The following is a 24952-nucleotide window of genomic DNA, read 5'->3' on the forward strand; positions in this document are numbered from 1 at the left end:
ATCCCTTCCCGAACTCAGAAGTGAAACCTCTTAGCGCTGATGGTAGTGTGGGATTACCCATGTGAGAGTAAGTCATCGCCAGCTCATTATTACTTAAAAAGCCCCCTCAAACGAGGGGGCTTTTTTTATGTCTAGATTATTAAAACCTTAAAATTATTATTTGATGATGAATGAAATTAGATTCTTTAACGGAATTGATTTTTCTGCTATTTAGATAATTAGATTTCATTTTTTGAGTAAGTTATTAATTTATATAAATATTTATTAATATTTCGTGAGTATTTTATCGAAAATATAATTAAAAAATTTTAAATTTGTATATTTTTTATGTGTATCTATGATATAAAAATTAAAACGGCACAAAAATTGCTTACAAGATGTGTTTTCATAAATAGCAGTTAAAAAGAGTAGGGTAATATGAAGTTATCGGTTGGATTAAAAGTTGCAAACTCCTTGTCACTGACACCGCAGTTACAACAAGCCATTCGTTTGCTTCAACTTTCTAGTCTTGAACTAGAGCAAGAAATTCAGATTCAACTTGATAGTAATCCCTTACTAGAGAAGGTTGAAGAGCAATCTTCGATTGAAAGTTTATCCACCTTACAAGATCAGGAACGCGATAATAAAGATTTAACCAATGAGCTAAATGCAAACCATCTTCCTGATGATTTACCTGTCGATACTGATTGGGATGATGTCTATACCCATCAACCGACGAGTCTTGGTTCCCCTGAATATGAAGAGCGTGAAGATAACCGTCAGGGACATCTTGGTCTAAAAGAACACATACTTGAACAAATCAATTTGTTGCATTTTTCTGCTGTAGATCGCCTGATAGCACATTGTATTGTTGATTCTTTAGATGAAAAAGGTTTTTTAGATGCTGAAATTGCTGAAATCACGGCATCTGTGCAGCATTTATTGGAAACTATGGATTATGAGGATGAAGTGGAAGATGATGAAGTCCTTGTTGTCTTAAAACATATTCAGCATCTGGATCCTCCAGGTGTAGCATCACGTAATCTGGCAGAATGTTTATTGGTACAATTGGAAAGTTTACCTGTACATCAAGCTTATCGTCATGAAGCGATAACTTTACTAAATCATTATGAATTATTGATTTCGAATGAATTGCCAAAATTGATCAAACAAACGGGTTTGAATCCTGAACAATTGAAATGTGCAGTTGATCTGTTAAAGACCTTAAAAGCTTATCCGGGAATGGAGTTTGAAGAAAAAGACTCTGATTATCAAATTCCCGATGTGGTGGTCATGAAAAAGAATGATCATTGGCAAGTGCAGTTAAATCAGGATGTTATGCCTAAATTAAGGGTCAATTCTTTTTATGCCAGTATGATTAAACGTGCAGATCAAAGTAACGATAATCAATATTTACGCAATCAAATGCTGGATGCCAAAAATTTTATTAAAAGTGTCGATGAGCGTCATAAAACCTTATTAAAAGTGGCCACCTGTATCGTGGAACATCAAAAAAGATTTTTGGAAATAGGTGCTGAAGGGATGAAACCTTTAGTACTGCGCGATATTGCGGAAGAGGTGGAATTGCATGAATCTACAGTTTCTCGGGTGACGACCAATAAATTCATGCTGACCCCGCGCGGCTTGTTTGAACTGAAATATTTTTTTTCCAGTCATGTGGCAACGACTTCAGGTGGGGAGGCATCTTCAATTGCGATTCGGGCAAAAATTAAAAAGTTAATTTCCGAAGAAAATCCACGCAAGCCTTTATCTGACAATATTATTGCCAATTTGTTAAAACAAGATGGCATTGATGTGGCACGTCGAACTGTCGCTAAATATCGAGAGTCGTTACATATTCCTTCATCTTCTGAACGAAAAGTCTTGATCTAATTTTTAAAATCTGATTATTCTAAGGATTCATTATGACAACATAATGAATCTTTTTTCTTTTAAAGGTGTGGTTGAAATGATTTAAAGTGTAAATTGCAGAATTCTAGGTTCTGTCAGCAGATCATTTCGGCTACGACTTTAACTAATCCTAAAGAAGGTGAGGGATAGAATTATGCAAATAACAATTCGTGGTCATCACTTAACTATCACCCCTGCAATTGAAGATAATATTCGTTTAAAATTTGCTGAAATGACCAAACATTTAGATCAGGTCAATAGTATGCAGGTGAAATTGAGCAAAGATCATCAAGTAGATAAACGATCAAGAAAAGGAAGTTTGAATCATATTGCAGAAGCAATTATTCGTGTACCAGGGGCAGAATTGTTTGCACAGGCAACAGCTGATGATATGTATACATCAATAAAAAAATTAACAGAAAAACTTAAAAGACAGTTGCATAAGCATAGAAAAATGCAGGTTGCATCCCCATCTTTAATGGCATAGTTTTGTTGCTGAACAAAAAGAGGTTTTTTATGACCTCTTTTTTTATATATTAAATGTTATAGCTTAATGATTTATTTTTCATATTTATAGTAAAATGGCAGGTTTTTACACCGTTGGTCCTATAAGAGGTCTTTGTGATGAATAGTGAACAGCTCACTGAAATTTTAAAAGCTGCTTTTCCAGAGGCTGAAGTTGCAGTTAGTGGGCAAGGCGGGAAATTTGATCTTCGCATTGTAGATGAACAATTTGAAGGCAAACGTCCGGTGGCACGCCAACAGACAGTTTATGCTCCGTTAAATTCATATATTGCCAGCGGTGAAGTACATGCAGTAACTATTCGTGCAATGACCAAAGAAGAATGGCGTAAAGCAAGCTTATTCGGAGCTTAGAACTAGATGGATAAATTTTTAATTCAGGGCGGTGTTAAGCTCGAAGGTGAAGTGCGTATTTCTGGTGCAAAAAATGCAGCACTTCCATTACTTGCTGCAATGATTCTCCCTGAAACTCCCACCACATTAACCAATGTTCCAAATCTTAAGGATGTGAACACGTTGGTAAAACTGATTGCTGGTTTGGGTGTTCAAATTTCTTATGAAGGCGATACTGTTAAAGCAGATACGTCTACATTAGATAATCAGTTTGCTCCATATGAACTGGTTAAAACCATGCGTGCATCCATTTTGGTGCTTGGTCCATTATTGGCGCGCTATGGCAGTGCAAAAGTATCTCTTCCTGGTGGATGTGCCATTGGTTCACGCCCAGTCGATCAACACCTTAAAGCATTAGAAGCTTTGGGTGCTGAAATTGAAGTTGAAGCCGGTTATGTCAATGCCAAAGTCGATGGCCGTCTTAAAGGTGGCGAAGTTGTCTTTGATATGGTGACTGTGGGCGGTACTGAAAATATTCTGATGGCAGCCGTATTGGCCGATGGTGTCACTACAATCCGTAATGCAGCACGTGAACCTGAAATTACCGATCTTGCACAAATGCTGATTAAAATGGGTGCGAAAATCGAAGGTTTGAATACCGACACTTTAGTCGTTACAGGTGTTGAGCATTTACATGGCTGTGAATATGCAGTGGTTGCGGACCGTATTGAAACTGGTTCGTATCTGGCTGCTGCGGCAATTACCGGTGGTAAAGTCAAAACCACGCATACCGATCCAGCACTACTTGAAGCAGTTTTAGACAAATTTGAAGAAATGGGCGCAGAAGTGACCCGTGGCGATGACTGGATTGAACTGGATATGATGGGGAAACGTCCGAAAGCCGTAAGCTTCCAGACGTTGCCGCATCCAGAATTCCCAACCGATATGCAAGCCCAGATTATGGCGGTCAACGCGATTGGTCGTGGCTTTGCGACAATTTCTGAAACGATTTTTGAAAACCGTTTTATGCATGTACCTGAATTGGCACGTATGGGCGCAAATATTCAGGTTGAAGGTAATGATGCAGTGGTTACAGGTGTGGAAAAACTTTCAGCCGCTCCTGTAATGGCGACAGATTTACGTGCTTCTTTCTCTTTGGTTCTGGCTGCGTTGGCTGCTGAAGGTGAAACCCTGATTGACCGTATTTATCATATTGACCGCGGTTATGAAGATGTTGAAGCGAAGTTACAAGGTTTAGGTGCCCAAATTAAGCGAGTAAGTTAATGAGCGATATGAGAAACGATGATCCAAACTTTGACGTTATGGGCAATTTTGATCATGGTTTAACTTTAGCATTAAGTAAGGGACGTATTTTAAAAGAAACTTTACCTCTGCTAGAAACAGCAGGAATTAATTTACTGGAAGATCCGGATAAATCCCGTAAATTGATTTTCCCAACTACCCATAAACAGGTGCGTATTTTAATTTTACGCGCTTCTGATGTACCGACCTATGTGGAAAATGGTGCAGCGGATTTGGGTGTTGCGGGTAAAGACGTGCTGATGGAGCATGGTGCGCAAAACGTCTATGAACCACTCGACTTGAAAATTGCCAACTGTAAACTCATGACAGCAGGCAAAGTGGGTATGGAACGTCCGAAAGGCCGTTTAAAAATCGCTACCAAATATGTGAATCTTACACGTCAATACTATGCCAGCCTGGGCGAGCAAGTCGATGTCATCAAGCTTTACGGTTCGATGGAACTTGCGCCACTGGTGGGTTTAGGTGATTACATTGTTGATGTGGTCGATACGGGTAATACCCTGCGTGCCAATGGTTTAGAGCCTTTGGAAGAAATCTGCAAAGTCTCTTCTCGCTTGATTGTAAATAAAGCAAGTTTCAAGCGTAAGCAAACTTTATTGAACCCGATTCTGGCACAGCTTGAAAAGGCAGTGGAAGAACGCGAAAGCAAAAAATAAGTTTTTGCATCTCAATATGAAAAACCGTCATTTTGTGGCGGTTTTTTTATGCCTGTTTTTACTATCCCTAGCTAAACCCAGATTTATTCGATAATTCACAAAGTAATTTCCTATGAAACTGTGTGAATAGATGTGTGATTGATACCCACAAAGTTTGGGAAACAAGGTAAACTAAACTTTTCCAATTCAAACCTTGTGGGTAAATTGATGCGACGTTTATCGACTCAAGATCAAAGCTTTAAACAGGCCTTTGCAGACTTGTTGGCTTTTGAGACAGTTAGTGATCCTGAACTTTTAAAAACCGTAGACCAAATCATTGCTGATGTGCGTCAGCATGGTGATGCTCATGTTCTTAAACTCACTCAACAGTTCGATCGACATCCAGCGCATCAATTTTCTGATCTAGAACTTACTCAAGAACAACTCAAAGCGGCTTTTGAAGGTTTAACGACAGAAGTTCGCCAAGCTCTGGAGTTGGCTGCAAACCGTATTCGTGAATTCCACCAGGCGCAAAAGCAGGATGGATGGACCTATGTTGATGCTTTGGGAAATACTTTAGGGCAAAAAATTACCCCACTGGATCGAGTCGGTATTTATGTGCCGGGCGGTTTGGCATCGTATCCATCTTCTGTATTGATGAATGCCGTTCCTGCACATGTGGCGGGTGTGCCAGAAATTATCATGGTGGTTCCGGCGCCGAATGGTGAACTCAATCCATTGGTGTTGGCAGCTGCATATCTGGCTGGTGTGCATCGTGTATTTACCATTGGTGGGGCACAAGCGGTTGCCGCATTGGCTTATGGAACGGAGACGATTCCCCCTGTCGATAAAATTACCGGCCCAGGTAACCGTTTCGTGGCAGCAGCTAAACGTGCTGTATTTGGTCAAGTCGGTATTGACATGATTGCAGGACCATCCGAAATTTTGGTATATGCAGAAGGTCAGAATAACGCGAAATGGCTGGCAATGGATTTATTGTCACAAGCTGAGCATGATACAGTTGCACAAGCGATTTTTATCACCCCAGATGAGCAGCTTTTAAACGACGTTGAACAGGCGATTGAAGAACATTTGGCGGCTTTGCCAAAAGCTGAAATTGCTCGTACTTCAATTGCTAACCGTGGGGCATTGGTTTTGGTGAAAGATCGTCAGGAAGCGATTGACCTCATCAATCAGGTTGCGCCAGAACATTTAGAGCTTTGCCTGGATGAAGCAGAGAAAATGTCGGAAAATATTCGCCATGCCGGTGCCATCTTCATGGGACGTTATACGCCTGAAGCGATTGGTGATTACTGTGCCGGTCCTAACCACGTATTACCAACATCAGGCACAGCGCGTTTCTCATCACCACTCGGGGTGTATGATTTCCAGAAGCGTTCCAGCCTGATTATGTGCTCGCAAGAAGGCGTGAAAACTTTAGCAAAAACGGCCGATATCCTGGCGCAACAGGAAAACCTGGATGCCCATGCACGCTCGGCACGTTATCGTTATCACGATTAACCTCTCCCTAACCCTCTCCTGAAAGGAGAGGGTATGTCATCTAATTTAAACTAATGAAATTTATATGGTTTTAATAGAATGGCAAATATGGAAAAATTGAAATATTGATTAAATTTATTTACCAATGAAAAGTTCCTCTCTATGGGAGAGGTTAGGAGAGGGTAAAATAGACTTTCTCCTAGCGATAAATATTTTCTCGATAGTTTTTTAAAGAGGGAATTTTGGTAAATAGCGAATGAGAAAATAAAATGTCGACTATCACCACAGAACAAATGCGTTTTTGGAGTCCTGAAGTACGTGAACTCGAACCTTACGTACCAGGTGAACAACCCAAAATCCAAAATCTTCTAAAATTAAATACCAATGAAAATCCCTATCCGCCATCACCAAAAGTGGTAGAAGCGGTTCAGGCGGTATTGGCAAATTCGGCAGATGTGCTGCGTTTATATCCAGACCCGGATGCATCCACTTTAAAACAGGCTATTGCCAAGCAGCAACATGTTGACGTGAGTCATGTGTTTGTAGGTAATGGTTCTGATGAAGTGTTGGCGCACATCTTCAAGGCATTTTTTGTCCAAGAGTTGCCAGTGCTTTATCCAGACATTACCTACAGTTTTTATCCGGTTTATAGTCAGTTCTTTGGGGTAAAAACCAAAGTTTTGCCATTGAATGATGATTTTGAAATTGTTGTGGATGATTATAAACAGCCTAATGGCGGGATTATCATTACCAACCCGAATGCGCCGACCAGTATCGCACTTGGTTTGTCTGCCATTGAAGAGGTTCTTCAGGCCAATCCTGATTCAGTGATCGTCATTGATGAAGCTTATGTGGATTTTGGTGCAGAATCGGCGGTAAAACTGGTTGAGAAATACGATAACTTGGTGGTTTGCCAAACGACTTCTAAATCACGCTCTTTAGCAGGCTTACGTGTCGGTTTTGCCATTGCGCAGCCACATCTCATCGCTGCCCTTGAAGCGGTGAAGAACAGTTTTAACTCCTACCCGATCGATCGTTTTGCGATTGCAGCAGCTGTAGCATCTTTTGAAGATCAAGAATACTTCGAAGCGCAAAATGAGAAAGTGATTGCAAGCCGTGAAAAGTTGGTTGCCCAATTGGCTGAGCTTGGCTTTACAGTCTTGCCATCGAGTGCAAACTTTATTTTTGCATCATTAGCGAGTCGAGATGCAGCTGAGCTTGCTGCTGAATTGCGCGAACGTGGCATCATTGTACGTTATTTTAATAAGCCGCGTATCAACCAGTTCCTGCGTATTACCATTGGTACAGACGAGCAAAACCAGCGTTTAGTCGATACCTTGAGAAATGATATTTTAGCTTAATTAAACTCCTCCCTTGCGGAGCAGTGCTCCTCACCTTTTATAAAAGGAGGAGGGATTTGAAGTCAAAAAAGCGATTCTCAGGAATCGCTTTTTTGTTGATTTGGCTTATACCAAGTATTGAGCAAATCCAGCATGGCGGACACTTTATCAAAACATTCCTGATATTCAGCATCGCAATCTGATGCAATGGTGATCCCTCCGCCAGCCCAAACAGAAATATCATTCTGATATTTTTGAATTGAGCGAATCAAAATATTCCATGAACCTGTACCATCAAAATTAAAATAACCCATCGAACCACAGTAGGCACCACGTGGAGTACCTTCAAGTTCCTCTATAATTTGCATGGCACGAATTTTGGGAGCGCCTGTGATTGAACCACCCGGAAGAGCTGACATCAGAACATGAAAAGGATTGATATCTTGCCTTAATCTAGCAGTGACTTCACTCACCATATGATGAACTTGATTAAATGACTCAATTTCAAAAAGTTTTGGTGTTTTAACAGAGCCTGTTTCAGCGTATACGCTCAAATCATTACGCAGTAAATCCACAATCATTACATTTTCGGCTTGGTCTTTTTTAGAGTGAATTAAGCTTTGCTTGGATTGCTCATCTTGTGCAACATCTAAATATCTGGGCATAGTGCCTTTAATCGGTTTTGTGGTGATTTTCCGATTTGCTTCAAACTCGATAAACAGTTCGGGAGAGCAGCTTAATAATTCAAAATCATTGATTTTGAGATAACCTGAATAAGGTGCATCAGTCAATTGCCAAAACGCTTCTGCTGTATCTAACAACAAACCTTGTGCTTTTGTTGTAAATTCTTGAGTTAAATTAATTTGATAACAGTCACCTGCCCGAATGTAATCTTGAATCTGATTAAATGCATTCACATACTGTTTTTTAGTCCACCGTGCGGTACAAGGTCGAGTGAGGGTGAAATTTTGATTTTCTTTACTTGGCTTGTTTTTGTTTTGCAAGGCATTTTGAAGTACCTGAAAGATCGCTTCAGCCTCATGTTCATGACTAAAAAAGGTCCAGCCTTGATCGGTCAGTTTAATATAGCTGCAATAAATGCCTAAAAATAAAGAGGGCTGGTTCTTGGATTGAATATTAACGTGTTGTTGGGCAGCTTCATCATAACTGATAAAACCGATTAAACCACCATTGAAATCGGAGGTATGATTTTGCAAATCCTGCTTAAAAAATTTATTGAAATCAATTGGTTCATTTTTTTGTTGATATTGGTTTAACGATGTTCTGGTAAATTTCTGAATTTTTTTATTTTGCATCAGTATATATTCAGAAGCCAAAATTGCAATGACAGGTTGTTTTACATTTTTTAAGTAAACCACATGGTTAAGATGCGATAAGCATAAAAGAATTTCAGTAGGATTAAGCTGTTGCTTGGTCAGCAATTTTTGAAAAAAAACAGGCTCATTCATACGACGTGACTTAATAAATTCGATACATAGATGGTCTATTCTATAACATTGTTGATGCATAAAAACTGTAAATACCGTTTATCGGTAACATGTAGATTGCGACCAACAGCAGTTGAACAAAAAATGACACAGAGATAACTTAGCTAGGGCAAACCAGCTGCTCAAGGAAAGCCTCACTATTGTCAAAAAATAAAAAACAATTAGTGATCGAGTAGTTAACAATCAAAAAAATAATACTCTTGGGAGAGTACGAAATGAAAAAATTTACTAAACTTGCTTTAGTTTCTTCATTAGCAATTAGCGCAAATGCGATGGCAATGCAAGCAATGGATGATGCTTCATTGGGTGCTACTACTGGTCAAGATGGTATTAACATCGGGATCGGTATTTCTAGAATTACGATCGATAAATTATTCGTTCATGATAATGATGGTTTAAGTACTAAAGATGCTACTGGTACAGTTATTCCTACTACTGCTTTAGGCGGTACTGGTAATGCGGGTGCTATTTCAATCAAGGGTGCAAAAAACTCAGAAACAATTACATTAACCAATGGTGGTACCATTGATCGTAAAGACCAAGGTATTTTTATTGGTGCAAACTACCAATCATTATTAGCTACTGGTAACCTTGCTGATTTGCAAATTGATAGCGATGCTGGTTCAGGGAGTGGTAATACAGCATTTATCAACATTGCAGCTCAAGTTTCTGGTTTGGAAATCCATATTGGTGAGATTGGTGTAACAGCATCTGGTGCAAATGATCCTGCTGTTAATATCCGTCGTGGCGGTAATGATTCTAACTACAATGCGATTTTAAGTGGTTTGTCTGTTAAAACAGGTAAAATGACTGCCAATATTCAATTGGGTGCAGCGCCTCAAGGTGCCATGATTAAATTGGATTCTGTAATGCAGGGTGGTCTTGAAATCAAGAACCTAGGTATTTTAGATAATTCAACAAATGGTGCTGTGGTTGCAGTTCACCCAACTGCTGGTCCAATTAGTACTACAGGTCCAGGGGAAATCTTTATTGAAAGCATTAAAGTTGCTGATGCCAATTCAACAAACTTAACTATGAAAGCAAGTGTAAGTGTATTTGGTGAGTCGGCAGCGAATAAAGGCTTTGTGCGTATTGTAAGCACAAATGACAAAATTGATAATTATGTTAAAGGCATTCATTTAGGTAGCCGTACTGCTGGTTCTATTGGTGATGTAGAAGTTCAAGGTTTGCAAACATTCTACGGTGCTAGTTATGATAAAGGTTCTATGATTAGTATTTCTGGTCATTAATTTCGAATTGAAAAAAGCGCGTGAAATCACGCGCTTTTTTTTACAAAAATAATGTTAAATTTTTCAAATAAACTAAAAAAAAGCTGTTTTTTTTTATAAAAAAGGTTATCTTCCTTTTTACATGGATGTAGAGTAATAACTCTAGAAAAATAATGAGCAAAGGCACGTCATGCCGATAACTAGAAAAGTCAGAAGATATGTTAGAGATCGCGTTAGGCTCGGCATTGATGTATTACGCTGCCAAAGAAGCCTTTGAAATTAAAAAAAAGCCAGCGGAAGCTGTGTATTACACTGAAACCTTAGACTCTCGTCAAGATTCATTCACTCGAATGCATAGAGAAGCAGTCCTCATTAAACCTGCTGTAGAAGATCAATTTAGGGGTATTGTACGTCAAGCTTATGACTATAGCTGTGGATCAGCAGCATTAACGACCTTGTTAAATGGTTATGTTGATGTTGGTGTAACCATGACAGAACAACAAGTTATGAATGGTTTGCTTAAATTTGGTGAGACCGAGAAAATCGTCGAGCGACGTAGTTTTTCCTTACTTGATATGAAACGCTTTGTCGGAGCAATCGGTTTCGAAAGCGGGGGATATAAAGGCGAATTTTCCGATTTAGTGAAACAGGGACAACCAGCCATTGTGCCAATTTCTTATGCAGGATTTAAACATTTTGTGGTGTTTAAAGCATACAAGAATGGCCGTGTTTATGTAGCTGACCCTGCAGTGGGTAATATTAGTTTTGATGAAACACGTTTCAAAGATATCTGGGAAAACAACACCCTATTTTTAATTAATGTCGCACCTGAAAAGAGAAAAAGTTTATTAGCACTTCAGGATACAGACTTACGACATGTCGAAGATGCAACCGTCAATCGCTATGCTTTCGTTAACATGCAATATCCGCAGTTCTATATGGATAAAATTGCCGATAAGGCATCAACGATTCGTTTAGACAAGAATTTAAATGAAGACTCGGAAAAATTTGGGGAATCGACATATAATTTTTTACGTCTTTATTACAAAAGTAAATAAAGTATAAAAGTAAGTAGATTAAAAAAATAAAAATGGTGGAATGGAATATGAATCGTAAATGGATGAACAAAACTTTATTGGCTTTGAGTGTTCAAATGGCAATAGGGGGGGTATATGCAGCTGAAGAACCGGCACTCGGAGAATACGAGGTTGTAGATCAGCAGGAAACAGAAGTTCAATCTACAGCATCACAGTCTGCAAATATACAACCTGAAGTAACCGCAAATGTTCAAGTGGAAGAATCAGCACTCGGTGAATATGAAGTGGTTGATGAACAGGTTGAAGAGCCAGCAGCAACCTCATCTACCGATAGTGCTCCAGCGGCACAGCCACAACCTGTTAATGCAAATGAGCAAGCTTCTTCTGCTTTACAGCAGCAAGAAGGTGATGCAAGTAAAGAAGCTAACTTACAAGAAGTCTTTACCTCAAATGAAAGACAATATTCTTTAATTAAAAAAGGTGAGATTTCATCTTATTACGATATTGATTATACCTATTATCGTGATACACAGATTGATGCTGAAATGGCGAGTGGACAACTGTATCAACTCCGTGTTCAAGAAAATGCGACTCACTCTGTTACCAATACATTTACTGCGCAGTATGGCATTCTAGATAATTTAACCTTTACGGCTTCAGTACCTTTAGTCGCTAAAACAGATTTATTAAAAGATACTTCTACAGCAGGTCTAGGTGATATTTCTTTTGGTACGCGTTGGGAGCCTTTCCCTCTAAAAGCTGGCAGACTACCCCTGATCTTATTCGGTAATATTTCTACTAAAACTGGTGATAGTCCTTATGAAATTAATGCGACTAATGATCTAGCAACTGGTAAAGGTTATTACTCTGCAGGGATTGGTGCAAGTACGCGTAAATATATCGATCCAGTGGTATTGTTTGCTTCCGTATCTGCCAATTATGGCTTTAAAGAAACAGGTTTAAATCAACGTCGTGGTCAACGAGTACTGGATGAGTTTCAACCTGGAATCAGTGGGGGTTTTGCTTTAGGTTTTGCCTATTCATTTAACTATGATGTGTCTATGACGATGTCATATCAGCAAAGTTTTAATACCGGTTCAGAATTTACTTATACTTCGGGTGAGAGTTATTCACCGGCTGACCAGACCAGTTCCACTTTAGCAATTTCATTGGGTGTTCGTGTTTCACCTGAAACTATTGTTAATGGGACTGTAGGTATAGGCCTGACAGAAGATGCGCCAGATGTATCTTTAGGTTTGTCATTCCCACTGGATATTTTAGGTTTCGGTAAGAAACTACGCTAAGAGGGTAGTCGTATGTATAAGATTCGACTTCGCCCGTTAGCTGCAGCAATTATCGTCTCGGGCTGTTCAAGTGCAACTTTCGCTCAATTAGGTACCAACTTATCTGTTGATGTCAGATCATTGAGTATGGGAAATGCGGTTACTGCAGATCCTCCTGGTATTAGTGCAATTCATTTTAACCCTGCAGCTTTGACCAAAATTGAAGGTCTGCAAACCGATGTGCAGGGGATTCTTGCTAATTTTGATATCCAACGGGAATTTTCTGTTCCTGCTGGTTATAACGTATTTGGCTATTCAGATGACCCGATGGTGTGTAATGACGGGCCAGAGATTTCTTCCGATTTATGTACAGACTTTAAAGGCACAGTGAATGGGGATGTTGAATACGTCAGTCTATACGTCCCAGTATTAAAAAAAATGGTGGATCTTGGTGAAGGTCTACCCATGGCTGCACCTACAGCAGGCATTGCTTACAATCCACCAGGTTCAAAAACAACTTTTGCAACTGCAATGTATGCACCTTTGGTTGCCGGTTTTGGTGCGGAAAATGGCAATCCTGCGAATTACATGGGGCAACAGGTTGCTCTAGAAAGGATTACCTATTTATCTCCATCTATTGCCTATCAAGTGAATGATGAGTTATCCGTGGGTGCTTCTATAGGTATGTCATATCAAGCCATTGGTTTAAAAACGGATTTGCGTTTTCCCAATGAATTAATTGGTATGTTACGAATGATTGATGAAGTCGTTTGTACACCTTTTAAAGAAAACTCGGACATTATTACTGACATTCTGTTGTTAGGTATATGTAATGCCCAAGAAGGTATGAACCCATTTGGCAGGTTCGGGCAAATGCAGCTTGCTCTGGAACAATCACTTAGCCCAAGTTATAACCTGGGCGTATTGTGGGAACCGACTGAGGATTTTAGCTTTGGTATGGTATATCAAAGTGCGGCAAAAATGCGTTTGAAAGGTAAATATCACATTGATAACGCAAAGGCACCACGTGAGTTGATCAATGGTTTAATGTCATCTCCTACAGGTCAAATTCTTGCGGCAATTTTGGGGTTTCCTAATAATATTCCTGCAAGTGAGTCAGGTCTGGTTTCAATGGATTTTGAATATCCAGCCCATTTTCAAGCAGGAATAAAATATAAGCTTTTACCTGATTTACAAGTCAATTTTGATGTGGGCTGGACAGACTATAAAGCGTGGGACAAGTTTAAATTTGAATTTGACCGACAAATTTCAGCATTAAAAATTGCCAAATTACTTTCTGAAAATATTGGTGATTCTTCTCTGGCACTTCCACTGCAATTTACTTCACCTTGGAATTATGGGATAGGTCTGGAATATTCTGCAACAGATCGTCTGAAATTACGTGCCGGATATGAACCGCGTACTAGTGCAATTCCTGATAATAAGCGAAATACAATGGTTCCGATTAACAATGCACAATTGTTCGGCTTGGGGGTAGGTTATCGTTTCGATGCAGATACCGATCTGGATTTATCGATTGGTTTCTTACGCAGTAAAGATAACATTCCAGCAAATACCAGTAGTTTAGCAAACCAAACGGGTGTGAATAATATTCTACTAAATCCATATGCAGGTTTAAATGTTAAAACGAATACCAAAGTCACAATTTTAGGCTTGAACTATAGAACACGATGGTAGAGAAATTGAAAATAATGAAAGGGAATTTATGGGTGAAATCGATACTTACGCTATGTGTGGTGCAGGTATCTTTTTCTCATGCGGGCGAGTTTTACACCATTATTGGGCCGGATGGCCGGCCTATGGTCGTACAACAAAAATCTGCGCCCAAAAATAAAGAAACTGAAGTAAGTAAATCTTCCTCAGTAGAGAGGAGAGTTCAAGAAACTCACTCGGTCACTCATTCCGCCAATAATCAGCCAGACATCAAAGTTATTGCAACTCAAACTACACCATTATCGCAATTACCGGTGAAAAATAAAGTAGCAATCCAAAGCCCTACAAAAAAAGCTTCTACCCAAGTAGATACAGCTAAAATACCGCAATCGACCTATGTAGAACCTGAAACTGAGAAAAAGCAAAAAGTTTTAGCGCAGCCTCAACCCCTGCCTAAAACGGTGGAAGAAATTGTACCTCTCGCTACCAGTACGCCTAAAGAACTGAAAGAAGCTAAAGATGCAGAAAACTATGTCACGGTTGATGGTACGCAATATATAAAAAATGAATACCTGGAAGACAAGGAATTTAATCTGGAAGGGAAAAAACGTTTTTATGCTATGCCGGAAGGCATCATTGATACCAAGCATGGAGCGACACGCTTACAAATGGTCGAGCGTGAAAAAGGGGTGAGTAAATCTCTGCTGCAATCATTTTTTAAAAAGAATCAAAAACAGGATAGTGGTCCTATTACCTTGTCATCGACTTATTACCGGGTTTCCCAGGCTGATGCTGTGAATAGTTTAGGTCAACAATGTATTCAGGACAAAAAAATTAAAAATGCGAAAACAGTCAGTCTGGATAAGGAAGTCAATGTCTGGCCACGTGCACCATTAAAAGAGCATTTTGATTTTGAAATTGTGAAGATTTCCAATGCAATTCAGAATGTGCAGATTAACTCTTATGCTTCGCGACAACAGAATCCGACCTTTTATTGGCCATTTGTGGTTTTTCTAGATACCAATGGATGTGTACTTGAGGGAGCAGGAGGCTTTAAAAATCATGAAACTGCCGAGTCATTTACTAGCCATGAAAAAATTGAAGGAATCATTCATATTCCTTCTCAAAGCCGATATATGTTGTTGACTCCTTTAGCCAGTGCGATAGATCTAGAAAACAAAGCACTCACCAATCAGGGTCAATTAAAATTAATAGCAATTCGCTAAGGATATAAGAAGAGAACTCGGATGAAAAATAAATATTTACTCCCTTTTGCCCTCACCACATTGATGGCAGCTTTAACGGGGTGTGGTGGTGAAAGTGCCAATGTTATTCCTGAAGTTTATGAAGGTAGTACAACGAATGGAACGTGTACGATAGGTGCTAGTGGATGTCTTGGATTTGCCTTGGATTATCCATTAAATGGATTAAATTTTACTTGTAGTAGTGATACTAAAAATAGCTTTGTAACCACTTTAGATTTGAAAGATGGAGCAGCAACCGGGGCATGTAAAGTCGGTGACAAAATTACTTTCTTCCTGAAGGGGGAAAAAGATAAGCAAATTAATTTGGGAACGCTAGACCTAAATAAAATTGCCAAGGTAAGTACTTCACAATTGCCTCGTTTGACTATTTTGGACATTGCCTCCGGAATTTCTGGTACACCAGCTAAGTCTCTGGATGCCAGTGATAGCACCGTGAAGGTCGCTATGCGGTTGGCAAAAATATTACAGGCACTTGCGCTACAAAATGGGGGGATTGCTGATCCAGCCGATATCCAAGCCTTATATATTACGGATCAAATGCGGGTAGATTTGGAGAGAATCAGTCAGTCAATTCCTCAAGAAACCTTTGCAAATACCACAGATTCCGATTTTGAATTATTGATCCAACCTTGGATTAATATTTCAAATATAACCAATGAGCAGGCATTTTCTACTGTCAGTATGTTGATGAATATTGCGAATGCCGGGGTATATCAACCGGAATTTTCATTATTTTCAACCTCTGGAGTGATTAGTAGTTTAAGTGGTTCAGATGGTTTAGTTGGTTGTAATAAAGATACGTGTAATCCTCAGGACAGCTCAACGCAGCATCTGTTAGGACATTTCATGTTGATTACCGATCGTGACGGTTATACTTTTGGTAGTGGCATACAATGGCGTGGTCCAGGCATCAGTGGCACTTCGACATTAGGTGGATTAAATACCAAATTGCTGACCACCACCCGACCGATTCGAATGACTGCAAATGCACAAGAGCATTGGATTAATCCGGTAACCAAGAAAATTGATCAAAATTTTGATTTTCAGGTCGATCAAGTCACTACACCTTTAAGTATTTATCAGGGCACTTTATATAATGATTATATGATTGCCGGCAAAGAAGCATTCTATAAGTTGCTTACTAGGAAAACAGAAGTCACTGCAGCTGATAAGCTGGATTTTGGTCTATGGAGGCAGACCATTGGCAGCGAAAATTTTAATGGTACACTCGATTTATATAAAACCTTTCCTATCACTTATCTAGATAAAAGGGTTTTTAAATCCATTAATAATGTGAAATCTGGCGAAGCTTATATATTCCCGATGTACGCAAATTTGACCTTTAAATTTACAGATACCAGTGTGAAAGATGTTGTATTGGGAATAGTGATTGATGAAAAAGGCAACATTCGAACCAATATGAAGCCTAGTTATACTGAAGATGATATGAGTACTGCTTTGGATCAGGAGTTGGTTTTAGGAAAAAGCGCTTGTGATACCACAGGCTTTAATTCATCCACTTATATAGACCAGTATGGAGTTCAACAATACCGGATTGGTACAGTTTCTCGTGCTTTCACCAATGATAAGAATATTTCCTTGCGTATGGTATTGGCAAATACAAACTTGAAAAAAATTGACGGTGCTTTAGTGGGAATGAATACCAATATCAAGACTTCAACATCTGGAGATAGTATTGTGGTGGGGGGTGCTTTACTTAATGTAGCTAACTTATTAAATCTTACTTCGGGTACAGCTGATATTACATTTAAAGACTCTGCTGTTGGTACGGTAAAATGGGCAAACTCATTATCAAGTTTCCAGAAAGTTTATAATACCAATAATACATCGCACACTTCTCAAGATGCAGATCTTGCGAAGTTAAGTGGAGGCAGTTTAACTTTTGCTTTGGCTCCGTGTTATACAGTCAAAAAGAAGTAAGCAAAAAATAAAGCCCATCATATGATGGGCTTTTTATTAAATTGCAAATGTATCGCATCTTTAACCAGTATGATCTAAGCGGGTACCTAAAGTTTCTAAATGCATGCTGAATGAAGCAGTTTTACGATCCTCAAAATAATGTCTTAAGGTCCGTTCTACGCTGGGAAAAGCCAGTTCAGACCAAGGAATTTCATGTTCATCAAATAAACGCGACTCAATGGTTTCTTCACCAGCACCGAATATGCCTTTGACGAGATTGGCCTTGAACAGAACGTAAATTTGTCCAATTCGGGGAATATTGTACATACAGTAGAGCTGTTCGATTTCGACTTCAGCTTCAGCCTCTTCGCGGGTTTCTCTGGCAGCGCCCTGTTCCATGGTTTCAAACAGTTCCATATAACCTGCGGGCAGGGTCCATAGCCCATAACGCGGTTCAATGGCACGGCGGCACAGCAAAACCTTATTTTCCCACAGCACCAGTGCTCCGCAAATAACTTTGGGATTGACGTAATGAATATTGCCGCAATCTGTACAAACGCGGCGTAATTGATGGTCGCCGAGTGGAATTTTTTCCGTTGTTTTATGTCCGCAAATTACACAGAAATTCATATTCATCGTCAATGATAAAGGTGTTGATCAGCATAACTGAAAAATGCAACTTTGGCATCATTTCTATCCTTTGGAATAAAAATTCAGCTATGATGAAATAAAGCATGAGGCAGGAGCAGTAGCACATGGATGACTACTCATTAATACAATTATTACAGCATAGATTACGCTTTTCTACACGTGTTAAGCCTGCTCATGCTGCTGTATTAATTGCCATTACTGATGAGTCTGATCCCAAAGTTTTGCTTACGCGCCGTTCTTTATATTTATCCAATCATGCCGGGGAAGTTTCTTTTCCGGGGGGGAAAAGAGATCCGCAAGATACCAGTAATATTGTGGTGGCTTTGCGCGAAGCTTATGAAGAGACCGCACTGAATCCATTTGATGTGCAACTGATTGGCGATTTGCCCATGCAAAAAGCCCGCAACGGGATGCTGGTCAAACCTGTGGTCGGGCTGATTCCGCCTGAAGTGGAACTTATTCCTCAACCAGCTGAAATTGATCGAATCTTTTTTGCATCACTGAGTAGCTTAATGAATGCACCACCCATTCCCTATGAGGTGCGTTATGCTCATCAGTCTTTGTATTTTCCCAGCATGTGTGTGGAAAATGAGGTGGTTTGGGGATTGACGGCAAGAATGTTGGTTTCACTGTTTCAGTATGGTTTTGATTATCAAAAGGAATGGCCATTTTTATTAAATTCGCCCACTTTTCATAGCAATAAGATTAAATACGGTAAATAAGGAATTTCATCTCATGATTTATAAATTTAAAGGATATACACCTCAAGCAACGCATCAACCTTGGGATGGCTGGGTGGCAGATAATGCGACCGTTATCGGCCAGGTAGAAATGGGCAAGCAGGTCAGTGTCTGGTTTGGCGCCGTGATTCGGGGCGATAACAGTAAAATCACGTTAGGGGATTTTACCAATGTGCAGGAAAATGCTGTTTTACATACCGATGCCGGCATTGAAATGCAGATCGGCAGCTATGTCACGATTGGCCATCAGGCTATGTTGCACGGCTGTACCGTAGGAGATAACACGCTGATCGGCATTAATAGCGTGATTTTAAATCATGCCGTGATTGGTAGAAATTGTATTATTGGTGCTAATGCCTTAATTCCAGAAGGTAAGGTGATTCCGGACAATTCTGTGGTCATGGGTTCGCCAGGCAAAATCGTCAAAACGCTGGATGAGGCGGCTGAAGCCAAATTAAAAATGAGTGCCATGCACTATGCCGAGCATTTCAAAAATTTTCAGCATTTAGAGTCGGTTGAACTGTGATTTGAAACGAGATATTCAGCCAAGCGAGAGCTTGGCTTTTTTGTATCCTGCAGATGGAAAATCTCGCCTCGCACGCATGAGTGGAGTATGATATCCGACGTTTTTTATATTTAAATAAATTAAGGTTGTGCATGAAGTTGCTGGCATTGGAAACTGCCAATGAGCAGTGTTCCGTTTCTATTGTAGATGACACTCAAGAATTATTTTTTCAATTAGATGCGCGAGCAAAAGCACAAACGCAAACGATTCTCCCAATGATCGAACAGGCTTTTACCCAGCTTGGCTTGTCTGCCGCGGACTTAACTGCAATTGCATTTAGCCGTGGTCCCGGTTCTTTTAGTGGGGTACGTATTAATGCTGCCGTGACTCAAGCCCTGGCATGGGCCAATGATCTACCTGTTGTTCCTATTTCAACCTTGCAAGCTCTAGCACAGGCAGCATACCGTGTAGCAGGTTTAACCGCAGTGACTGCAGTCCTGGATGCGCGTATGAATGAAGTCTATATTGCGAGTTTTCAGCTGGATCAGCAGGGTATTATGCAGGCTGTGGATACAGAGCAACTGTTAAATTATAGTGCTGCCAGTCAGGCCGTCAGATTTGAACTTGTCGGTTCAGGTTCAGCTTTAATTCAGCCTGAAGCTATAGAATTTAAAGAGATTGTTGCCACAGCACAAGATATTGCACAAATTGCACGTATTGCTGCATTACAGCAGCATTGGGTTGCAGCTGAAGAAGCACTACCAGTGTATTTACGTGATAATGCGTGGAAAAAAATTCCAGAACAAATTAAAGCAACTTAAGGTTAGATATGGATCTTTTATTATTATTTAAAGCGGCCATCATGGGCTTGGTAGAGGGGATTACTGAATTTCTACCGATTTCAAGTACCGGGCATTTAATCTTAGCAGGTCAGCTTTTAGATTTCTGGACCATTGAAAAAAGAGATATGTTTGCAGTTGCAGTGCAGATTGGTGCAATTGCAGCGGTGATTTACGAGTATTGGGGCAAACTTTGGGGCGCTTTAATCGGTGGTTTAAAAGGTCAAGAACAGGGCCGCCGTTTAAGTATTAACTTAATTATTGCTTCAATTCCAATCATCATTATCGGCTTAACGTTTGGCGATATCATCAAGGCGTACCTGTTTAATGCAATTACTGTCGCGATTGCCTTAATTGTGGGTGGTTTTATTATTTTATGGGCTGAACGCCGTCCGCATAGCATTGAAACTCAAGAAGTGGATGACTTGACCTATAAACAAGCAACTTTAATTGGTCTGATTCAATGTTTAGCCTTATTTCCAGGGACTTCACGTTCAGGTTCAACCATTATCGGGTCTTTATTTTTAGGTGTATCACGTAAAGCAGCAGCAGAATTTTCCTTCTTTCTGGGTATTCCTGTATTAATGGGTGCTGGTTTACTCGATATGTATAAAATGAGGGCTGATTTGCATAGCAATGATATGGCTGTTCTAGCAGTGGGTATTATTGTGGCATTTATTTCTGCACTTATCGTGATTCGTGCATTAATTCGCTATGTATCGAAACATGATTTCACTGCATTTGCATACTACCGCATAGGTTTTGGTCTGTTTATTTTGGCAACTTGGTGGACAGGCTGGGTTTCTTGGTAATGCATTTGTTTACAGAAGCTCAGTTTCAAGCACAAGCACAGCAGTATTCTGCTGTGCTTTCTTCACGTGGTGTCAGTGTAAATGTTGAGATCATTGAAAAGCTGAATGCCCGATTTTTACGTTTAAATCCGGAACTGGCTTTATGTGTAGATGAATCGGGACTGTGGTTGTGTGCCAATGGCATGAAGATGCAGCCCGACTGGCAAGCTGAAGTGCCGCGTTTAAAACGTTCATCGTTAAAATCTGAAATGATTGCACGTGCCTGTAATTTGGGTGAAAAGCCTACATTAATCGATGCGACTGCCGGTTTAGGTCATGACAGTTTGTTGATGGCACATTTGGGAGCTGACGTCACCTTGGTTGAGCGGCATCCGATCTTGTTTACCTTGCTGGAAGACAGCAAAAACCATGCGCAAAATGATGCGTTTCTCAGCCCGGTAGTGGCACGAATTCATCTGGTTTTCTCTGATTCTGCCGACTATTTAAGGCAGCAGGCTGAACAGAAGCAGGTGGTGGATGTGGTTTATCTTGATCCGATGTTTCCCCAGCGCGACCAGAACCAGCAAGCCATTAAAAAACAGGCACAAGTGAAAAAGCAGATGCAGCTACTCCATATGCTCTTGCCTGAAGATGGGGAAATGGATCTGGGCGACCACCTGTTAACTCTGGCACAACAAGTGGCAAAGCGGGTGGTGGTGAAGCGGCCACGTCTGGCTGTCTATTTGGCCAACCTGGAACCGGATCATCAATGGCAAGGAGATGCCTGTCGTTTTGATGCCTACTTTCAGCATGATCTTCTAGACTAGTTGGGTAATTGCTTCAATAATGTGCATTAATTTGTTATATAGTTCCAAAGCAGCATTGATAAAAATTCCATCAAGCATAAACTTAGAGTGTAAACTCGCGAGCTAAAGCCCCCCGAAAATCTTATGATCGACTTTAAACCCTCCATCAATTTTTGGCATGATTTTAAGAGCAACCAAACTGCCGGGATGTGGCTTTTTCTGGGTTCACGCCGATCTTTGCAAATTGTACGTCCCTCGATTCTACAACTGATTTTCTGGGGAATTTTAGGCGGCTGTGCCAACAGTTTATTCAGTTGGCTCAGTGCGGAGGAGATGGGGGAGTTTAACCCGCAAGGCCTGATCAGTTATGCGTTGTGGCCTTTTATTGCACTCATCGTCGGTATTTTTCTTTCCCAGCGGATCAATAATCCTCGTCTCATGCTGGTACCTGCCTTGTTGTGGCTGGTACTGGATACCCATATTGCCTTATTGCAAAGCCTGATCCAGTATCTGGGCTATATCGATGTCTTGCCCTACCTGTTCTATGACTATTTGCCGACCATCTTCATGGTGCTGTTCGTCTGGCAGAGTCTGGCTGTAGTATGGGTGTTTTCACGTGAACTGAAATGGCCATGGTGGGAGCGGGCACTGATTGTCGCTGCGACACTGTTCACCCTTGTAGTCTGGCAAATGTCGGTGAAAAGTCAACCGATCTGGAAGGTTGAAGAGACACCACCCACATTTGCTGAAGATGCTTTTTATGCCCAAAGCCGTATCTTGAACAAGTCGATTGAATCGATCCAGTATGGTGAATTCGCCCAGTCGCACTGGTACTTTTTGGGCGTTGCCGGTGCAGGTTATCAAGATGTCTTTAAGTCGGAAGTTGAACGGATTAAAGAACAGTTTGATACCCGTTTTGGGACTTTTGGCCGTTCCATGGTGCTGATTAATAATCCTGAAACCCGCACTCAAATCCCGATTGCTTCGCGCACCAGTATGGAAATAGCCTTGCGCCGTATCGGGCAGCAAATGAATAAAGAAAGTGATGTGTTATTTTTATACATGACTTCACATGGTTTGCCAAATCAGTTTGAAATGGAAAATGATCCGATCGATTTAAATGATGTCGATCCTAAATGGCTTAAGGAAACTCTGGACAAATCCGGTATTCGTTGGCGGGTTATTGTCATTTCCGCCTGTTATTCAGGGAGTTTTGTTCCCGCTTTACAGGATGATAATACTTTAATCATTACCGCATCTGCGGCTGACCGGGCATCTTTTGGCTGTTCGAATGAAGCGGATTATACTTATTTTGGGCGGGCTTTTTTTGATCAGGCCATGCGCGAGCAGATGTCTATCAAAGATGCTTTTGAGCAGACCCAAAAAACGGTGGCACAATGGGAAACCGCACAAGGATTTGAAGCCTCTGAACCGCAATGGTCGATTGGCAAGAATATGGAATTTATGTTGCCGCAACTCGAGCGACGCTTATTTCCCGCTACAACCCAGACAAATATGAAAATAGAAACCCCACAATTAAGTGTGGCAGCACAATAAGGAAAATAACGATGGAATTAATGCAAGCGAATCGATGCTTTGATGGGGAACAGCGAATTTATGCTTTTAATTCCAAGAGCTTAAAAGGGCAGGCGAAATTTGGAATTTTCTTGCCCCATCAGGCCTTAACAGGTCAGCTTTGTCCCGCCCTGTTTTATCTGGCGGGTCTGACTTGTACTGAAGAAACTTTTGCAATTAAAGCCCATGCGCAACGTTTAGCAGCGCAACTGGGGTTGATCCTGATCAGTCCGGATACCTCACCCCGAGGCGAGCGGGTGGCAGCAGGAGATTCCTGGGACATCGGTCAGGATGCCGGATTTTATATCAATGCCACCCAGGCACCGTGGGCTGAGCATTATCAAATGGAAAGCTTTATTGCCGATGAACTTTATGGTGTGGTGACGCAAAACTTTCCACTGCAAGCGGATGCGATAGGCATCTTCGGGCATTCAAAACAATGTTTTTTTGAAAATATGGAAAATACTTTAGCTTGCTGATTTTTATAGATTTTATTTAAGTTGATAAGAAATCCATAAAAAAATCCATATTTTTCTATAAAATATTAAATTTCCTAATCAGAAATTCCATATTTTCTAATCGAAGATTTCACATACATTTTGAATAATTAAGTTACCATGTAATTAATAATTTGTTTTTGAGGGATACTTCTGTGGAAAGATTAGAAAGACATGCTTCATTCGATGGATGGCAAGAAGTATATAAACATCAGTCTGAAGTTCTGAAATGTTCTATGAACTTCGCAATTTATATTCCACCACATGAGAAAGATGAAACATTACCCGTAATCTATTGGCTTTCTGGTCTTACTTGCAATGAACAAAACTTTATTACTAAAGCAGGGGCACAAAAATATGCTTCTGAACACAAGGTAATCATTGTTGCTCCTGACACAAGCCCAAGAGGTGAGGATATACCAGATGATGAAGCTTATGATCTAGGACAAGGAGCGGGCTTTTATGTGAATGCAATTCAAGAGCCTTGGTCAGAAAACTATAGAATGTATGATTACATTGTTGATGAGTTAAGGACGTTAATTGATCAAAAATTCCCGACAAATAAAGTTCAAAGCATTATGGGGCATAGTGCTGGCGGGCATGGCGCATTAGTCATTGGATTGAGAAATCCTGATATTTTCAAGAGTATTTCTGCTTTCTCACCAATCGTGGCACCTTCGCAAGTTCCTTGGGGGCAAAAAGCATTTACTGCTTATCTTGGCAAAGATCAAGCTTTATGGTCTCAATATGATAGTGTTGAATTAATTAAATCAAGTTCTGTGCAGATACCTATTTTAGTTGATCAAGGTGTGGAAGACTCTTTTCTGCAAGAACAATTGAAACCTGAACTATTCGAGAAAGCATGTAGGGATAAAGAATATCCGATAACTCTAAACATGAGAGATGGATATGATCATAGTTATTACTTTATAGCTAGTTTTATTGAAAATCATATTAAATTTCACTCATCAAAGATTAAATAATTTAGGCTCTAGACTAGCAGAATGATTATGTTAGTCTAGAATAATGATAGAAAACAGTAAATTAAGTCACTACAAGATTAAAAAAATTATTCAATGCTTTTGTGTT

22 protein-coding genes, 1 rRNA gene and 1 pseudogene are annotated in these 24952 nt (G+C 40.2%); 22 read left to right on the forward strand and 2 right to left on the reverse strand.

What is annotated here, in order from left to right:
• The 8 genes from rrf to hisC form a co-directional block, all read left to right on the forward strand.
• A 5S ribosomal RNA gene (gene rrf / locus ACE01T_RS17735) occupies positions 1-84 on the forward strand; the annotation flags it as partial.
• Between the two features lie 333 nt (positions 85-417).
• Positions 418-1872 (forward strand): RNA polymerase factor sigma-54, encoded by a 1455-nt coding sequence (locus ACE01T_RS12750; RefSeq protein WP_180042537.1) that lies wholly within the window; start codon positions 418-420, stop codon positions 1870-1872.
• Between the two features lie 172 nt (positions 1873-2044).
• Positions 2045-2377, forward strand: a complete 333-nt coding sequence (gene hpf / locus ACE01T_RS12755; protein ID WP_086197707.1) for a ribosome hibernation-promoting factor, HPF/YfiA family — start codon at positions 2045-2047, stop codon at positions 2375-2377.
• 137 nt (positions 2378-2514) lie between these two features.
• Complete coding sequence (gene ibaG, locus ACE01T_RS12760; protein ID WP_004650949.1) at positions 2515-2766, forward strand: BolA family iron metabolism protein IbaG; 252 nt, start codon at positions 2515-2517, stop codon at positions 2764-2766.
• Positions 2767-2772: 6 nt separating this feature from the next.
• Positions 2773-4029, forward strand: coding sequence for a UDP-N-acetylglucosamine 1-carboxyvinyltransferase (gene murA, locus ACE01T_RS12765; RefSeq protein WP_395519375.1), 1257 nt, complete (start codon positions 2773-2775; stop codon positions 4027-4029).
• Complete coding sequence (gene hisG / locus ACE01T_RS12770; protein ID WP_086194235.1) at positions 4029-4724, forward strand: ATP phosphoribosyltransferase; 696 nt, start codon at positions 4029-4031, stop codon at positions 4722-4724. Before murA ends, hisG begins: the two co-directional genes overlap by 1 nt.
• Positions 4725-4919: 195 nt before the next feature.
• Complete coding sequence (hisD, locus tag ACE01T_RS12775) at positions 4920-6224, forward strand: histidinol dehydrogenase (protein ID WP_395519376.1); 1305 nt, start codon at positions 4920-4922, stop codon at positions 6222-6224.
• A 248-nt stretch (positions 6225-6472) separates the two neighbouring features.
• On the forward strand, positions 6473-7564 hold the full coding sequence (hisC, locus tag ACE01T_RS12780) for a histidinol-phosphate transaminase (RefSeq protein WP_395519377.1): 1092 nt from the start codon (positions 6473-6475) through the stop codon (positions 7562-7564).
• A 77-nt stretch (positions 7565-7641) separates the two neighbouring features.
• Here the strand turns inward: hisC and pabB are convergent, their stop codons facing one another.
• Positions 7642-9012, reverse strand: coding sequence for an aminodeoxychorismate synthase component I (pabB, locus tag ACE01T_RS12785; protein ID WP_180082051.1), 1371 nt, complete (start codon positions 9010-9012; stop codon positions 7642-7644).
• Between the two features lie 254 nt (positions 9013-9266).
• On the opposite strand from pabB, the gene filA reads away from it, so the two are divergent.
• The 6 genes from filA (at position 9267) to filF (ending at position 17480) form a co-directional block, all read left to right on the forward strand.
• Positions 9267-10301, forward strand: coding sequence for a putative pilus system protein FilA (gene filA, locus ACE01T_RS12790; protein WP_180042534.1), 1035 nt, complete (start codon positions 9267-9269; stop codon positions 10299-10301).
• A gap of 197 nt (positions 10302-10498) precedes the next feature.
• Positions 10499-11338 (forward strand): putative pilus system C39 family peptidase FilB, encoded by an 840-nt coding sequence (gene filB, locus ACE01T_RS12795; RefSeq protein WP_086197700.1) that lies wholly within the window; start codon positions 10499-10501, stop codon positions 11336-11338.
• 47 nt (positions 11339-11385) lie between these two features.
• The gene (gene filC / locus ACE01T_RS12800; protein ID WP_395519378.1) at positions 11386-12621 is read left to right on the forward strand and encodes a putative pilus system protein FilC; all 1236 of its coding nucleotides are present in this window, start codon (positions 11386-11388) and stop codon (positions 12619-12621) included.
• Positions 12622-12633: 12 nt separating this feature from the next.
• Positions 12634-14298, forward strand: a complete 1665-nt coding sequence (gene filD, locus ACE01T_RS12805; RefSeq protein ID WP_180042531.1) for a putative pilus system OmpP1/FadL family transporter FilD — start codon at positions 12634-12636, stop codon at positions 14296-14298.
• A gap of 32 nt (positions 14299-14330) precedes the next feature.
• Positions 14331-15500: a putative pilus assembly protein FilE gene (filE, locus tag ACE01T_RS12810; RefSeq protein ID WP_395519379.1), complete on the forward strand. Its 1170-nt coding sequence runs from the start codon at positions 14331-14333 to the stop codon at positions 15498-15500.
• A 21-nt stretch (positions 15501-15521) separates the two neighbouring features.
• Positions 15522-17480 (forward strand): putative pilus system protein FilF, encoded by a 1959-nt coding sequence (gene filF, locus ACE01T_RS12815; protein WP_395519380.1) that lies wholly within the window; start codon positions 15522-15524, stop codon positions 17478-17480.
• 60 nt (positions 17481-17540) lie between these two features.
• Here the strand turns inward: filF and ACE01T_RS12820 are convergent, their stop codons facing one another.
• The gene (locus ACE01T_RS12820) at positions 17541-18089 is read right to left on the reverse strand and encodes an NUDIX hydrolase (protein WP_395519386.1); all 549 of its coding nucleotides are present in this window, start codon (positions 18087-18089) and stop codon (positions 17541-17543) included.
• Between the two features lie 125 nt (positions 18090-18214).
• Between ACE01T_RS12820 and ACE01T_RS12825 the strand changes: the two genes are divergently transcribed.
• The 8 genes and pseudogenes from ACE01T_RS12825 (at position 18215) to fghA (ending at position 24846) form a co-directional block, all read left to right on the forward strand.
• A complete protein-coding gene (locus ACE01T_RS12825; RefSeq protein WP_395519381.1) occupies positions 18215-18832 on the forward strand; it encodes an NUDIX hydrolase in 618 nt (205 codons plus the stop codon).
• Between the two features lie 13 nt (positions 18833-18845).
• The gene (locus ACE01T_RS12830) at positions 18846-19376 is read left to right on the forward strand and encodes a gamma carbonic anhydrase family protein (RefSeq protein ID WP_086197693.1); all 531 of its coding nucleotides are present in this window, start codon (positions 18846-18848) and stop codon (positions 19374-19376) included.
• Between the two features lie 131 nt (positions 19377-19507).
• Positions 19508-20176 carry a tRNA (adenosine(37)-N6)-threonylcarbamoyltransferase complex dimerization subunit type 1 TsaB gene (gene tsaB, locus ACE01T_RS12835; RefSeq protein WP_395519382.1) on the forward strand — a complete coding sequence of 223 codons (669 nt, stop codon included), beginning with the start codon at positions 19508-19510 and terminating at the stop codon, positions 20174-20176.
• A gap of 8 nt (positions 20177-20184) precedes the next feature.
• On the forward strand, positions 20185-21006 hold the full coding sequence (locus ACE01T_RS12840; protein WP_086197691.1) for an undecaprenyl-diphosphate phosphatase: 822 nt from the start codon (positions 20185-20187) through the stop codon (positions 21004-21006).
• Positions 21006-21812: a class I SAM-dependent methyltransferase gene (locus ACE01T_RS12845; protein WP_395519383.1), complete on the forward strand. Its 807-nt coding sequence runs from the start codon at positions 21006-21008 to the stop codon at positions 21810-21812. The genes ACE01T_RS12840 and ACE01T_RS12845 overlap by 1 nt, the downstream gene beginning before the upstream one ends.
• A gap of 123 nt (positions 21813-21935) precedes the next feature.
• A complete protein-coding gene (locus ACE01T_RS12850; RefSeq protein ID WP_395519384.1) occupies positions 21936-23348 on the forward strand; it encodes a C13 family peptidase in 1413 nt (470 codons plus the stop codon).
• 11 nt (positions 23349-23359) lie between these two features.
• A pseudogene (locus tag ACE01T_RS12855) lies at positions 23360-23800 on the forward strand (alpha/beta hydrolase-fold protein); the annotation flags it as partial.
• A gap of 218 nt (positions 23801-24018) precedes the next feature.
• On the forward strand, positions 24019-24846 hold the full coding sequence (gene fghA / locus ACE01T_RS12860; RefSeq protein ID WP_395519385.1) for an S-formylglutathione hydrolase: 828 nt from the start codon (positions 24019-24021) through the stop codon (positions 24844-24846).
• Positions 24847-24952: the final 106 nt, after the last annotated feature.

The sequence above is a fragment of the Acinetobacter uliginosus genome (assembly GCF_044130295.1).
Lineage (GTDB): Bacteria > Pseudomonadota > Gammaproteobacteria > Pseudomonadales > Moraxellaceae > Acinetobacter.

Coding starts and splice junctions, on each gene's coding strand:
- ACE01T_RS12750 (WP_180042537.1), top strand. CDS start 418: ATGAAGTTATCGGTTGGATTAAAAGTTGCAAACTCCTTGTCACTGACA.
- hpf (WP_086197707.1), top strand. CDS start 2,045: ATGCAAATAACAATTCGTGGTCATCACTTAACTATCACCCCTGCAATT.
- ibaG (WP_004650949.1), top strand. CDS start 2,515: ATGAATAGTGAACAGCTCACTGAAATTTTAAAAGCTGCTTTTCCAGAG.
- murA (WP_395519375.1), top strand. CDS start 2,773: ATGGATAAATTTTTAATTCAGGGCGGTGTTAAGCTCGAAGGTGAAGTG.
- hisG (WP_086194235.1), top strand. CDS start 4,029: ATGAGCGATATGAGAAACGATGATCCAAACTTTGACGTTATGGGCAAT.
- hisC (WP_395519377.1), top strand. CDS start 6,473: ATGTCGACTATCACCACAGAACAAATGCGTTTTTGGAGTCCTGAAGTA.
- pabB (WP_180082051.1), bottom strand. CDS start 9,012: ATGAATGAGCCTGTTTTTTTTCAAAAATTGCTGACCAAGCAACAGCTT.
- filA (WP_180042534.1), top strand. CDS start 9,267: ATGAAAAAATTTACTAAACTTGCTTTAGTTTCTTCATTAGCAATTAGC.
- filB (WP_086197700.1), top strand. CDS start 10,499: ATGTTAGAGATCGCGTTAGGCTCGGCATTGATGTATTACGCTGCCAAA.
- filC (WP_395519378.1), top strand. CDS start 11,386: ATGAATCGTAAATGGATGAACAAAACTTTATTGGCTTTGAGTGTTCAA.
- filD (WP_180042531.1), top strand. CDS start 12,634: ATGTATAAGATTCGACTTCGCCCGTTAGCTGCAGCAATTATCGTCTCG.
- filF (WP_395519380.1), top strand. CDS start 15,522: ATGAAAAATAAATATTTACTCCCTTTTGCCCTCACCACATTGATGGCA.
- ACE01T_RS12820 (WP_395519386.1), bottom strand. CDS start 18,089: ATGAATTTCTGTGTAATTTGCGGACATAAAACAACGGAAAAAATTCCA.
- ACE01T_RS12825 (WP_395519381.1), top strand. CDS start 18,215: ATGGATGACTACTCATTAATACAATTATTACAGCATAGATTACGCTTT.
- ACE01T_RS12830 (WP_086197693.1), top strand. CDS start 18,846: ATGATTTATAAATTTAAAGGATATACACCTCAAGCAACGCATCAACCT.
- tsaB (WP_395519382.1), top strand. CDS start 19,508: ATGAAGTTGCTGGCATTGGAAACTGCCAATGAGCAGTGTTCCGTTTCT.
- ACE01T_RS12840 (WP_086197691.1), top strand. CDS start 20,185: ATGGATCTTTTATTATTATTTAAAGCGGCCATCATGGGCTTGGTAGAG.
- ACE01T_RS12845 (WP_395519383.1), top strand. CDS start 21,006: ATGCATTTGTTTACAGAAGCTCAGTTTCAAGCACAAGCACAGCAGTAT.
- ACE01T_RS12850 (WP_395519384.1), top strand. CDS start 21,936: ATGATCGACTTTAAACCCTCCATCAATTTTTGGCATGATTTTAAGAGC.